The organism is Actinacidiphila alni (assembly GCF_900112845.1).
GTDB classification, from domain to species: Bacteria; Actinomycetota; Actinomycetes; order Streptomycetales; family Streptomycetaceae; genus Actinacidiphila; species Actinacidiphila alni.
In genome coordinates this window covers 122,435-135,221 of the sequence record NZ_FONG01000024.1, presented here as the reverse complement: position 1 = coordinate 135,221, position 12,787 = coordinate 122,435, and the positions used below count along the sequence as shown (strand labels likewise).

At 68.7% G+C, this 12,787-nt stretch carries 14 protein-coding genes; 6 read left to right on the top strand and 8 right to left on the bottom strand.

Going from position 1 to position 12,787, the window contains the following annotated elements:
* A partial coding sequence (locus BM076_RS30495) for a putative T7SS-secreted protein (RefSeq protein ID WP_407640734.1) occupies positions 1–493 on the bottom strand: 493 nt, incomplete at its 3' end.
* 451 nt (positions 494–944) lie between these two features.
* On the opposite strand from BM076_RS30495, the gene BM076_RS30490 reads away from it, so the two are divergent.
* Together BM076_RS30490 and BM076_RS30485 are read left to right on the top strand one after the other, a co-directional pair.
* A complete protein-coding gene (locus BM076_RS30490) occupies positions 945–1,613 on the top strand; it encodes a hypothetical protein (protein ID WP_143120676.1) in 669 nt (222 codons plus the stop codon).
* A complete protein-coding gene (locus BM076_RS30485) occupies positions 1,598–2,605 on the top strand; it encodes a hypothetical protein (RefSeq protein ID WP_143120675.1) in 1,008 nt (335 codons plus the stop codon). The genes BM076_RS30490 and BM076_RS30485 overlap by 16 nt, the downstream gene beginning before the upstream one ends.
* A gap of 42 nt (positions 2,606–2,647) precedes the next feature.
* Here the strand turns inward: BM076_RS30485 and BM076_RS30480 are convergent, their stop codons facing one another.
* Complete coding sequence (locus BM076_RS30480; protein WP_407640736.1) at positions 2,648–4,201, bottom strand: FAD-dependent oxidoreductase; 1,554 nt, start codon at positions 4,199–4,201, stop codon at positions 2,648–2,650.
* Between the two features lie 223 nt (positions 4,202–4,424).
* Positions 4,425–4,628, bottom strand: a complete 204-nt coding sequence (locus BM076_RS30475) for a hypothetical protein (RefSeq protein ID WP_093716961.1) — start codon at positions 4,626–4,628, stop codon at positions 4,425–4,427.
* 120 nt (positions 4,629–4,748) lie between these two features.
* On the opposite strand from BM076_RS30475, the gene BM076_RS30470 reads away from it, so the two are divergent.
* Complete coding sequence (locus BM076_RS30470) at positions 4,749–5,771, top strand: hypothetical protein (RefSeq protein WP_245796527.1); 1,023 nt, start codon at positions 4,749–4,751, stop codon at positions 5,769–5,771.
* Between the two features lie 161 nt (positions 5,772–5,932).
* On the top strand, positions 5,933–6,169 hold the full coding sequence (locus BM076_RS30465; RefSeq protein ID WP_093716960.1) for a hypothetical protein: 237 nt from the start codon (positions 5,933–5,935) through the stop codon (positions 6,167–6,169).
* On the opposite strand, the gene BM076_RS30460 is transcribed toward BM076_RS30465, so the two are convergent.
* A complete protein-coding gene (locus BM076_RS30460) occupies positions 6,144–6,581 on the bottom strand; it encodes a metal-sensitive transcriptional regulator (protein WP_245796526.1) in 438 nt (145 codons plus the stop codon). The two genes, BM076_RS30465 and BM076_RS30460, sit on opposite strands and share 26 nt — an antisense overlap.
* A gap of 191 nt (positions 6,582–6,772) precedes the next feature.
* Between BM076_RS30460 and BM076_RS30455 the strand changes: the two genes are divergently transcribed.
* Both BM076_RS30455 and BM076_RS30450 read left to right on the top strand, forming a co-directional pair.
* On the top strand, positions 6,773–7,393 hold the full coding sequence (locus tag BM076_RS30455; RefSeq protein WP_093716959.1) for a DUF47 domain-containing protein: 621 nt from the start codon (positions 6,773–6,775) through the stop codon (positions 7,391–7,393).
* A 5-nt stretch (positions 7,394–7,398) separates the two neighbouring features.
* The gene (locus BM076_RS30450) at positions 7,399–8,394 is read left to right on the top strand and encodes an inorganic phosphate transporter (protein ID WP_093716958.1); all 996 of its coding nucleotides are present in this window, start codon (positions 7,399–7,401) and stop codon (positions 8,392–8,394) included.
* A 137-nt stretch (positions 8,395–8,531) separates the two neighbouring features.
* On the opposite strand, the gene pstB is transcribed toward BM076_RS30450, so the two are convergent.
* The 4 genes from pstB to pstS form a co-directional block, all read right to left on the bottom strand.
* Positions 8,532–9,308 (bottom strand): phosphate ABC transporter ATP-binding protein PstB, encoded by a 777-nt coding sequence (gene pstB / locus BM076_RS30445; RefSeq protein WP_093716957.1) that lies wholly within the window; start codon positions 9,306–9,308, stop codon positions 8,532–8,534.
* Between the two features lie 63 nt (positions 9,309–9,371).
* Positions 9,372–10,457, bottom strand: coding sequence for a phosphate ABC transporter permease PstA (gene pstA / locus BM076_RS30440; RefSeq protein WP_093716956.1), 1,086 nt, complete (start codon positions 10,455–10,457; stop codon positions 9,372–9,374).
* A complete protein-coding gene (pstC, locus tag BM076_RS30435; protein ID WP_093716955.1) occupies positions 10,454–11,434 on the bottom strand; it encodes a phosphate ABC transporter permease subunit PstC in 981 nt (326 codons plus the stop codon). The genes pstA and pstC overlap by 4 nt, the downstream gene beginning before the upstream one ends.
* Positions 11,435–11,539: 105 nt before the next feature.
* Positions 11,540–12,706, bottom strand: coding sequence for a phosphate ABC transporter substrate-binding protein PstS (gene pstS, locus BM076_RS30430; RefSeq protein ID WP_093716954.1), 1,167 nt, complete (start codon positions 12,704–12,706; stop codon positions 11,540–11,542).
* Between the last annotated feature and the right edge of the window lie 81 nt (positions 12,707–12,787).

Here is a 12,787-nt window from a genome sequence, read left to right as displayed (position 1 = left end):
CGGCGTCGGGGTCCGGATTCGGGGACGCCTCGGGTTGCGGGTGCGGGGCGCCGTCGTCCGGCGGGATGCCGGCGGCGGTTTTGGCGTGGTCGAGGGTGCCTTGTTTGGTGGCGGCTTCGCGTTCGAGTGCGTCGGCTTCGTCCTGGAAGCCGTGGAGTTGGTCGGCCCAGCGGCCCAGTGCGCTGGAGGCGCGGCCGAAGGAGTCGTGTGCCTTTTTGATCAGCGGGGTGACGTCGCTGTCGATGTGGGAGATGAAGGCTTTGGCGGCCTCGCCCTTCCAGTAGCCGCAGTCCAGCCGGTCCAGCTCGGAGACGGTGGTGCTCAACTCGGTGTGCACATCACCGATCTGCCGGGCCAGCGAACGGGTCCGCTCGACATCACCGGGCGTCGGGTCGAACCCCAGATGCGGAAATTTGCCGGCCCGTTCGTCCCCCACTGCCCGCCCCTCGCCCTCTTCGTCGGCGTCGTCAACCGCCGCACCGTTCAGTCGCACGAATCAGTCGTACGAAACTATCGGTACGGTGATCCGCGCGACAAGCGGGGCCCTTGGGGCGGAAGCGGTCGATGAGGTTCCGTTGGTGAAGCCGCCGTGCAGTGCGCCACGGCGGTGTGGCGGCCTCGGTACTGTCGCGCGGCGCACGCTATCGAGCCCAATCCGGCCTACCGGTTCTACGCGCGCGACGACGCGCTGCCTCCGCTACGACCTTGTTCTGGTCAAGAGCGCGGCCTTCAGAGGGGATTGGCAGTCCTTGGGATCACCTTCATCAAGGGTGCGGAGGCGTGCCGGGCGTCACGGGGGCGTTCCTCTGTGTGAGGGGGATGTGAAGTGTGCTGCGAACCGGTACCGATCAAGGGACGCCCCTACAGCCCCACGACGCGCGCCGGTAATGTCAAGCACTACGCGGAACTGACTGGAAACTGGACGACTCACGGGGGATCTCATCGTGACCCGCTCTTCCCTGCCCATCGCCGTCGCCCTCGCAGCGGCGGCGGGCCTGCTGCTGACCGCTTGTGGTGGGGGCGGGTCGGACAGCTCGGACAAGATTCAGCCGTCGCAGACGGCGACGACGTCGGCGGCGCCGGTGACGACGACTCCTTCGCCTACGCAGGCGGCGGGGCCGGGGGCGCCGAAGTTCGACCTTCCGTCGGACATCAAGGTGGACTTCAAGGGCTTTGACGACAGCGATCCGACGAAGAAGGCCGCGTTGCAGGATGCGACGTACGCGGCGCAGTCGGTTCTCGAGCTCGAGGCGAAGGCGCACTCAAAGGTCACACCGAACTTCAGCCGCTTCTGGACGGGCGGCACAGGCGCCGCCTTCGCGGATTCGCTGATGTCGCAGATCACGGGCAAGGGTGGGATCACCGGGACGTACCACTACTACAACCCGGTGGTGAAGACCCTCACGGACAGCGGCAACCTCTCGGTCGTCTACTGCGAGGACCAGCGCAAGGCGTACTCGAAGGATTCGGCGACCGGCAAGGTCAAGACGACCACTCCGTCGCCGAGCGACTTCCGGCAGTGGAATCTTCAGATGACGAAGTCCGCCTCCGGTGAGTGGCATGTCTTCGATCACAAGTGGCTCAAGGGGGCAAAGCAGTGTCAGGTCGCCTGAAGAATCGAGTCGGCCGGCGTCTCTTTGTCGCGGTCGCATGTCTGTCGTTCCTGACCGCCGGGATCACTTCGGCGGTCGCAGGTGATGATGTCGACGCGAACCCTCCAAGCAGTGACAGCGGCGCGGGAGGTCATGGGAGCACCTACACGGCGCACGTGAACTACAGCTACAGGGGGACCGGGGACGGGGACAACCCGCAGACGGTGAAGTCGTCCAACGGTAATTTCACGCCTCCCGTGTGCTGGTACACGTCCATGACGCCGAAGCAGATGAAGGACGAGATTCTCCGGCGGTACAACCAGGCGGGTAAGGACAACGCCGGGACGGTCTACAACTTCTACAACGATCAGAACAACCAGATGGACGAGGACCACTACCACGAGGGCAAGGACGGTAGTTGGTGGGTTCTGACCTGGGACGAGACCCAGCTCGACAACTTCAATGCGACGTGCCCGTACGACCAGGGCTACTTCTGGCGTCCGCCGGCCGATCCGCCGGCCGGTCAGATCACCCCGGAGATGCTGGCCGATGCCGCGTACGGACATTTGAAGCTGCCGACCAAGGGCGTTGACCTGAGCCCTGCCCCGGAGAATCAGAAGGTCAATCTGCCGACGTATGTGAAGTTTCAGCGGGCGAACGCGCAGGTGTCGGTCACGGCGCAGCTCACCGAGCCCAACGGGCAGGTGATCGCGGCCACAGTGACGGCGGTGCCGAACAGTCTGACGGTGGACGCCGGGACGCAGTACGCGGCGCCGCAGAAATGCGAGTACGGCTTGGGCAATGCCCCGTCGCTGGACTCCGCCAATGCCGGATGCAACATCACCTACACGAGGGCGAGTGCGGGGACGTATCCGTTCACGGCGGATATGACGTGGAACGTGACGTGGAACCCGAGCACGGTGCCCACGACGAACGGCACACCGTTGGCGCCGGGGCTCTCCGAATTTCAGCAGGACGTGACCGTCGAGGAGATCCAGGCCGTCAACCGCTGACCCGCTGATCGCTCCATCAGCCGCTTCCCCCGGTCCCGGGTGTCAGAGGGACTGGGGGAAAGCGAAGAGGTGGGTGGGGTCGAGATGGGATTTTAGGGTGGTGAGGCGGGGGGCGTTGGGGCCGTAGTAGGCGGTGCGCCAGGTGGGGAGGGTGGGGTCGGCGTAGTTCTGGTAGGCCGCGCCGGAGGCGTAGGGGTGCATCGCCTTGTGGGTGGTGTCGAGCCAGGTGGTGGTGGAGAGGGCGTCCGAGGCCAGGTATTGGGTGAGGACGCGCGAGGTGCGGTGGCAGAAGGCCGTGTCCGTGGGGGCGGGGCGGTTGACGGCGCCGCCGAGGGCGGTCAGGGCGATGCTGCCCGCGCCGCCGCCCGGTTGGGCGGAGAGCTTCTGGACGGCGGAGAGCAGGGCGGAGATGCCCGCCTCCGGCAGGTCCTTGTCGTAGAAGTCCGAGCGCGCCGTGTACGTCTCGCGGTGCAGGTGCCCGGCGGGGGCCAGATGGCACTGGGCGGCGGTCAGGCCCGCGCAGCCGGCGTAGGAGAACATCGCGTCGACATAGCCGTGCGGGCGCAGCGAGACCGAGGTGGCGTCGGCGCCGACGGCGGCGGCGAGGTGGTCGGCCGCGGCGGCCAGGTCGTCGCGGGAGCCGGTGGAGAGCATCGGGACGGCGACGGTGGGCGAGCCGCCGGCGGCGCAGTCGAGGTGCAGGGCGGACCAGATGTGGTCCGGCTGGTCGGGGCCCCAGCGCTGCCAGGCGCGGACCACGGCGGCGGCCCGGCTCCACGGCCAGGTGAGGTAGCCGGTGACGACGTCCGGCACCGGGTGGGTGCTGAAGCGCAGCGAGGTGACGACCCCGAACTGGCCGTTGCCCGCGCCGCGCAGCGCCCAGAACAGGTCGGACTCGGAGTCGGCGGAGCACTCCACCACCCGGCCGTCGGCCAGGACGATCGTGGCGCCGATGAGATTGTCACAGGTCAGACCCATGGAACGGCTCATCACGCCGTGCCCGCCGCCGAGCGTGAGGCCGGAGACGGCGACGGTCGGGCAGGAGCCGCCCGGGATCGTACGGCCCTGCTTGCCGAGGGCGGAGTACACCTCGATGAGCTTGGCGCCCGCGCCGATCGTGGCGGTGGTGCCGTCGAGGTGGACGGAGTTGAGGCGCGAGACGTCGATGACGAGCCGGCCGTCGCCGCTTGACCAGCCCGCGTACGAGTGGCCGCCGCTGCGGATGGCGAGCGGGGTGGCGGTGCGGCGGGCGAAGTCCAGGCAGGCGCGGATGTCGGAGGTGCCGGTGACGTACGCGATGCCCGCCGGACGCAGGCCGTCGAAGCGGGTGTTGTAGAGGATGCGGTCGGCGGCGTACGCGCTGTCGGTGGGCAGCACGAGCTTGCCGTTGAGGGACTTGGCCAGGGCCGGCCAGTCCGCTTTGACCGGCGGCGCGGTCGCGGAGGCGGTCGTACGGGTCGGTGTCGCGCCGCCGGAGGACGGGGGCGCGCTCGCCCCGCCCTTGGAGTCGTCGCCCCCGCTGTCGGGGCCGCAGCCGGTCAGCCAGGCCCCGGCCAGCACGGCGCCGCCCGCCTTGAGCGCCGCCCTGCGGTCCACCCGGTTCACCCGATCCACGCGCTCGACCTGGTTCACCACGTCGCCTCGGCCCGCTCGGATCCCACGCTGCACATGACTCATCTCTTGCCCCACCGCCTTCGCGTAACCGTAGACGTGTGAATCATGAGTCCGGTTGCGGTCCGCGACCAGAGCCGACGCCGTAAGGAGACCGAATCTCGGCCGGGCCGAGGTCCGACCCCGAACCTCGGCCCGGCCACGGACCTCAGCCCGCCACGTGCTCGTCGGCGTCCCGTCTCGCCCGGTCCCTGGCCCGCCGGGCCGGTCCCTTCCAGCCGCAGGTGCAGCGGGCGACGGCGAACGCGCCGCGCTCGACGACGGAGGTGCGGTGGCCGCCGTCGGGTCCGCCCGATCCCTCGGCGGTACGCGGCGCGTGGGGTGGCCTCTGCTCGGCACGCAAGTTGAGCACGTGACCACGGTAGCGGGCGTGACGGTGCACTTCCGACGGTCGTTAGAGCGATGAGGCCCCGGCCGGTGGCAGGCCCCGGCCCGGGAACGCGCGGCGAGGCTCAGGGATGTGGTGGCGACAATGGCCCCGGGGGTAGCGACGGTACGGCCGACCGTACGGAAACGGCAGCGGCTGCGGCTGCGGCAGTCCGGACAACAGCGGGAACGGCGGGCGGACAAGCGGCGGCGCACCGCCGCCACCGGCCTCACCGCCGCCCTCGGCTGCCTGTGCGGTGTGGCGCTCCTCACCGGCTGCGTGGGGGAGGGCGCGGCGGCCGAGAGCGGCGGCGCGCCGGCCGCTACCGGACAGGACGCCGCCCGCGCGGTCCGCGCCGCCGCCGACGTCCTGGTCAGGTCGGGCAGCTCGCACGTCGAGACCGCGATGCGGATGGCCAGCGGCGGCACCTGGCTGACCATCACCGGCAGCGGCGGCTTCGACTACGTCAAGCGGCAGGGCGAGCTGCGGCTTGAGCTGCCCAAGGACGCGGCGGGCGCCGAGGAGCACAAGCCGCTCACCGAACTGCTCACCCCGGGCGCCCTCTACATGAAGAACCGCGGTGAGGGCGTGCCCGCGGGCAAGTGGGTACGGATGGACACCGACCGGCTGCCGGACGGCAATCTGGTCACCGGCGGTGCCACAGAACCGCTGGCCGCGGCCGAACTGCTGCGCGGCGCGCAGGACGTGGAGCTGGTCGGTACGGAGACGCGGCGCGGTACGCGGCTGCGGCACTACCGGGGGACCGCCGACATCGCGCGGGCCGCCGACGCCGCGCCGCCCGGCGACCGCGGGCCGCTCAAGGCGGCGGCCAAGGGCTTCTCCGTCACCAGCGTGCCCTTCGACGCCTGGCTGGACGCGGACGGTCGACTGCGCGAGCTGAGCCAGCGCTTCACCTTCAGCTCGGAGGCCCCGGCCGGCACGAAGGCCGCCACGACGTCCGGTACGAAGGGCGCCGCGACGGCCGCAACGACCTCCGGTACGAAGAAGCCCGCCGCGCCCGACGTCACGGTGGTCTCGACCACCCGTTACGACACCTTCGGCGTCGCCGTCCCCGTCACGATGCCCCGAGCTGCCGACATCTGGACCGGCAAGATCGTTTCTTCGTAGCCGCGGTAAGGGGTCTGCGCGGCAATGGCCCTCACCGGAACGGACGTTGCCGAAATGGTCCTTCCGTGCCATGCGCGGACCGGGTGCCGGTCCCTACGCTGGTTCGAGGCAGTGGCGGACCGCTGCCGTCGGGCACGCGTGGACGAGGAGGTGGTGTGCGTATGGCGCCGTCGCCGGGAATGCTGGTCGTTCAGGACGACCCGGTGGCCCTCGCGGAGATCGAGCTGTGCGGGGAGCTGATGATCGCCGCGTCCGCCGCCGACGAGGAGCGGCTGAGCTTCGCCAGGATCGACGAGGTGCTGGAGGTTGCCCGCGACCGTGAGCCGGTGCACCCGCCGAAGTCACCGGTCCACCCGCTCCAGCCGCTGACGGTCACGTCCGCAGCAGTCGCGCTATAGCCGCCGTCGCCTCCGCGACCTTCTCGTCGATCTCCGGCCCGCCGCCGACCGCGGCCGCCGCGACGCAGTGCCGCAGGTGCTCCTCCAGCAGCTGGAGGGCGAAGGACTGCAGCCCCTTCGTACTGGCCGACACCTGGGTGAGGATGTCGATGCAGTAGACGTCCTCCTCGACCATCCGCTGCAGGCCCCGGATCTGTCCCTCGATCCTGCGCAGCCGTTTGAGATGGGCATCCTTGTCATGGCTGTAGCCGTGCGGGCCCTGGGGGCGGGACGATGTCTCCCGGGACGAGGCGTCCCCGGGCGCCGCGTCCCGGGACGGTGAGTCCTGGGACGGCGGGTCCGCGTCCGGCAGTGGCCGCGCCGGCGTGATCTCCGCCTCAACCCCGGCCGGATCCGTGGCTTCCGTCGTCATCCTCAACCCCGCCCTTCCTGTCCCGTTATACCCCTGCCGGGTATATCGTACCGAATCGATACCTTGTGCGACGCATCCCTGGTGAGGGGGACACTTCTTCATGGGCGACACTGGGTGACGCCCATTAGCCGTGGCCGGATGATGCGCCTAGCATCAACGAGACCGAATCCGATGCACACCGAGGACCTCACGTGCGCTTTCGTCTGACCCCCAGGGAGACGAGCTTCTACGACATGTTCGCCGCGTCCGCGGACAACATCGTCACCGGTTCGAAGCTCCTCATGGAACTGCTCGGGGCCGATTCGGCTACCCGGACCGAGATCGCGGAGAGAATGCGGGCGGCTGAGCACGCCGGGGACGACGCGACCCACGCGATCTTCCACCAGCTCAACTCCTCCTTCATCACCCCGTTCGACCGGGAGGACATCTATACGCTCGCCGGCTCGCTCGACGACATCATGGACTACATGGAGGAGGCCGTTGACCTGGTCGTCCTCTACAACGTCGAAGAGCTGCCCAAGGGTGTCGAGCAGCAGATCGAGGTGCTGGCCAGGGCCGCCGAGCTGACCGCCGAGGCCATGCCCAACCTGCGCACCATGTCCAACCTGACCGAGTACTGGATCGAGGTCAACCGGCTGGAGAACCAGGCCGACCAGATCCACCGCAAGCTGCTCGCGCACCTGTTCAACGGCAAGTACGACGCCATAGAGGTGCTGAAGCTGAAGCAGATCGTGGACGTACTGGAAGAGGCGGCGGACGCTTTCGAGCACGTGGCGAACACGGTGGAGACCATCGCGGTCAAGGAGTCCTGACCTCTGTGGACACCTTCGCTCTGGTCGTGACCGTCGCGGTCGCGCTCTTCTTCACGTACACCAACGGCTTCCACGACTCGGCCAACGCCATCGCCACCTCGGTGTCGACCCGCGCGCTGACGCCGAAGGCCGCGCTCGCGATGGCCGCCGTGATGAATCTGGCCGGTGCCTTCCTGGGCAGCGGGGTGGCCAAGACCGTCAGCAAGGGGCTGATCGAGACGCCCGAGGGCCGCTCGGGGATGGGCATCCTCTTCGCGGCGCTGGGCGGGGCGATCATCTGGAATCTGATCACCTGGTACTTCGGGCTGCCGTCGAGTTCCAGCCACGCGCTGTTCGGCGGTCTGGTCGGCGCGGCGCTGGCCGGCGGCACCACGGTGCACTGGGACGGTGTGGTCGAGAAGGTCATCGTCCCGATGTTCGTCTCGCCGGTGGTCGGCCTGGTGGTCGGCTATCTGGTGATGCTGGCGATCCTCTGGTTCTTCCGGAAGGCCAACCCGCACAAGGCCAAGCGCGGTTTCCGGATCGCGCAGACGGTCTCGGCGGCGGGCATGGCGCTCGGCCACGGTCTGCAGGACGCGCAGAAGACGATGGGTGTCGTCGTGCTGGCCCTGGTCATCCACGACCCGAGCAACGGCTACGGCATCCCGATCTGGGTCAAGTTCGTCTGCGCCGCGATGATGTCGCTCGGCACGTACGCGGGCGGCTGGCGGATCATGCGCACCCTCGGGCGCCGGATCATCGACCTCGACCCGCCGCAGGGCTTCGCCGCCGAGACCACTTCGGCGGGCATCCTCTACGCGACCTCGTACATCTTCACCGCGCCGGTCTCCACGACCCATGTCATCACCTCGGCGATCATGGGTGTCGGCGCGACCAAGCGGGTCAAGGCGGTGCGCTGGGGCGTCGCGAAGAACATCGTGGCCGGCTGGTTCATCACGATGCCGGCCGCCGGCGCGGTCGCCGCGGTCAGCTTCTACGTGGTCAAGCTGATCTTCGGCTGACCGGCCCCGCCGCCCGGGAACGGCTTCGGCCCCGCCCGGGAACGGGTTCGGCCCCGCTTCCCGTCGGACGAACCGACGGGAAGCGGGGCCTGCGCCTTGCGGTGGCACCGCCATGCAGCACCGCACGGCGGTCCTGATCACCCGAAGCGGCCCGAGATGTAGTCCTCGGTGGCCTGGACCGACGGGTTGGAGAAGATGCGCTCGGTGTCGTCGATCTCGATCAGCTTGCCGGGCTGACCGACCGCGGCCAGGTTGAAGAACGCGGTGCGGTCGGAGACACGGGCGGCCTGCTGCATGTTGTGCGTCACGATGACGATCGTGAAGCGGGTCTTCAGCTCACCGATCAGGTCCTCGATGGCGAGGGTGGAGATCGGGTCGAGCGCCGAGCAGGGCTCGTCCATCAGCAGCACCTGCGGCTCGACCGCGATGGCGCGGGCGATGCACAGCCGCTGCTGCTGACCGCCGGACAGGCCGGAACCGGGCTTGTTGAGCCGGTCCTTGACCTCGTTCCAGAGGTTGGCGCCCTTGAGGGACTTCTCGACGATGCTGTCCAGCTCGCCCTTCTTGCGGACGCCGTTCAGCTTGAGGCCGGCCGCCACATTGTCGTAGATCGACATGGTGGGGAACGGGTTGGGGCGCTGGAAGACCATGCCGACCGTGCGGCGCACGGTGACCGGGTCGACGCCCGAGCCGTACAGATTCTCGTCGTCCAGCATCACCTTGCCCTCGACGCGGCCACCGGGGGTGACCTCGTGCATGCGGTTCAGGGTGCGCAGGAAGGTGGACTTGCCGCAGCCGGACGGGCCGATGAAGGCCGTCACGGTACGGGGCTCCACGGTCATGGAGATGTCTTCGATGGCTTTGAAGCCGCCGTAGAAGGCGGTGAGGCCGCTGACGTCGATGCGCTTGGCCATGGGGATCACTTCTTTTCTGCCAGGTCTGCCGACTGCCGGCTGCTGACGGGATAGCGGGTCGCGTCAGCGACCTGTCTTGGGTGCCTTCCAGCGGGCGATACCGCGCGCCACCAGGTTGAGGATCATCACGAACGCGATCAGGACCAGGGCCGCGGCCCAGGCACGGTCGTAGCTGGGCTCGTTGCCGTTGCCGTACTGCTGGTAGATGTACAGCGGCAGCGACGCCTGCGGGTCCTTGAACGGGTCGTTGTTGATCACATTGCTGCCGAACACCAGCAGGGCGATCGGCGCGGTCTCACCCGCGATACGTGCGATGGAGAGCATCACACCGGTGGTGATACCGCCGAGGGCGGTGGGGATGACGACCTTGGTGATGGTCCGCCACTTCGGCACGCCCAGGGCGAGGGACGCCTCGCGCAGCTCGTTCGGGACGAGCTTGAGCATCTCCTCGGTGGAGCGCACGACGATCGGCATCATCAGGATGGCCAGCGCCAGCGAGCCGGCGAAGCCGGTGGCCGGGGCCTTGTCGAGCAGCACGAACCACATCGACAGGATGAACAGACCGGCCACGATCGACGGGATGCCGGTCATGACGTCGACGAAGAAGGTGACCCACTTCGCGAGCGCGCCCTTGCCGTACTCGACCAGGTAGATCGCGGTGAGGATGCCCAGCGGCGCGGCGATGGCGGTGGCGATCGCGACCTGCTCCACGGTGCCGATGATGGCGTGGTAGATACCGCCGCCGGGCTGGATGGTCAGCACGTTGTTCATCGAGTGGGTCAGGAAGGTGCCGTCCAGCACCTTCGAGCCGTTGCTGATGGTGGTCTGCACCAACGAGTAGAGCGGGATCACGGCCAGGATGAACGACGACCAGACGAGGCTGGTGGCCACCCGGTCCTTGGCCTGACGGCGGCCCTCGACCCGGGCGGTGATGACGTAGGAGCCGAGCACGAACAGCACCAGGGCGATCAGGCCCCACTGGATCTTGCTGTCCAGGCCGAAGCCCGCGCCGATCGCGGCGGCTATCGCGATGGCACCGGCGGCGATGGCCAGGGGTGCCCACTTGGGGAGCTGGCGGCTGGCCAGCCGCGGGGTGCGGGGGACGGGCGCCGGGGTCGGCGTCTTGTCCTCGACGAGGATGTCGCTCATGCGTTGGCCCCCGAGTATTCCTTGCGGCGGGCGATGATCAGCCGGGCGGCGCCGTTGACCAGCAGGGTGATGAAGAAGAGCACGAGGCCGGAGGCGATCAGCGCGTCACGGCCGAACTGGTCGGCCTCGCCGAACTTGGCCACGATGTTCTGCGAGAAGGTGCCGCCCAGCGGGTCCAGCAGGTGGGCGGACAGCTGCGGCGAGGCGGAGAGCACGGTGGCGACCGCCATGGTCTCGCCGAGCGCGCGGCCCAGGCCCAGCATGGAGGCGCTGATGATGCCGGAGCGGGCGAAGGGCAGCACCGAGAGGCGGATGACCTCCCAGCGGGTCGCGCCGAGCGCGAGCGCCGCCTCCTCGTGCATCTTGGGCATCTGGCGGATGACCTCGCGGCTGACGTTGGTGATGATCGGCAGGATCATGATCGCCAGCAGGATGCCGACGGTGAACAGCGACCGGGCGGCCGAGTTCGGGTCCTGCTTGTCGAAGATGACGGTCCAGCCGAAGTACGTGTCCAGCCAGAGGTTGAGGCCCTTCATGTGCGGCACCAGGAAGATGGCGCCCCACAGGCCGTAGATGATGCTGGGCACCGCGGCGAGCAGGTCGATCACGTACGCGAGGACCCCGCCGACACGGCGCGGCGCGTAGTGCGTGATGAACAGGGCGATGCCGACGGCGATCGGGACCGCGATGAGCATCGCGATGACCGAGCTGACGATCGTGCCGTACGCCAGTACCGCGATGCCGAAGACCGGCGGGTTCAGGCCGGCGTTCCACTCGAAGGTGGTCAGGAAGTTGCCGTGGTCCTTGGAGATCGCGGAGACGGCGCGGACGGTCAGGAAGACGGCGATGGCCGCCATCACGACGAGCAGGAAGATGCCGGATCCGCGGGACATCCCGGCGAAGATCCGGTCGCCGGGGCGGGTGACGGTCTTGGCCGCCCGCGGTGGTGCGGCGGAGGGTGGGGCAGTGGTGGTCATAGGAATTTCTCCGGTCTGGGTGGGGGAGGTTCGGTCCCCCGGCGGCGGTGCACCGGAAGTGCGACGGGCCCCGCGGTGTGTGACCGCGGGGCCCGCCGTACGCGATCAGGAAAGGGCGGAGACGGTGGAGCGGACCTTCGTGGCGATCTCGGTCGGCAGCGGCGCGTAGCCGGCGGCCGAGAGCTTCGCCTGGCCGGCGTCGCTGGCGATGTAGCTCAGGAAGGACTTGGTCAGCGGCAGGGTGCCCGCCTTGTTGCCCTTGTCGCAGGCGATCTCGTACGTCACCAGGACGATCGGGTAGGCGTTGTCCGCCTTGGTGGTGTACGCGGCGCCCAGGTCCAGGGAGAGGTCGGCACCGGTGCCGACGACCTTCGCGGCGGCGATGCCCGCGGAGGCGTTCTGCGAGGTGGCCTCGACCGGGGCGGAGGCGCCGGTGTTGATCTTCACCGTCGGGATGCTGCTGGCGGTCGCGTAGGACAGCTCGAAGTAGCCGATCGAGCCCTCGGTCTGCTTGACCAGCGCGGCGACACCGGAGGACTTGGCAGCGGCCTGGCCGCCCTTGCCCATCCACGCCTTGGCGTGCTCGTACGGCCAGTCGGACGGCGCGGCGCCCTTGAGGTACTTGGTGAGGTTGTCCGTGGTGCCGGACTCGTCCTGGCGGTGGACGGTCTGGATCTTGGAGCTCGGCAGGGTGACACCCGGGTTGAGCTTCTTGATCGCTTCGTCGTTCCAGGTGGTGATCTTCGAGTTGAAGATCTTCGCCAGGGTGGGCGCGTCCAGGACGAGGTTGCTCACACCGGACAGGTTGTAACCGACGGCGATCGGGCCGCCGACCATCGGGATGCTGATGCCCTGGCCGTTGGTGCACACCTTCTTGGAGGAGGCGACCTCTTCGGGCTTCAGCGGGGAGTCGGAGCCGGCGAAGGCGTCCGTGCCCTGGTTGAAGTCGACGATGCCCTCACCGGAGGAAGACGTCTTGTAGTTGATGGACGCGCCGGAGCAGGCCTGCTGGTAGTCCTTCACCCACGACTCGATCGCGTTCTGCTGCGCGCTGGAGCCGGAGGCCAGGATCTGGCCCTTCTCACAGGAGATGCCACTGGCGTTCGCACCACTGTTGGCGCTGGTGGACGAGCTCGCGGAGGCGCTGCTGCTCGGGTTGCTCGACGAGTCGTTGTTGTCGTCCGAACCGCAGGCGGTCAGGACCAGCGCGCCGGTAATCGCGACCGCGCCGACGGTCAGGGCGCGCAGCCCGCTCTTACGCTGAAGCTTCACCTTCGTGTGTTCCTTCCAAAAGCCCGCCGGTGGACGGCGAAGCAGAGGGGTTATGGGTTCTGCATCCACCCGGCGTCGCGT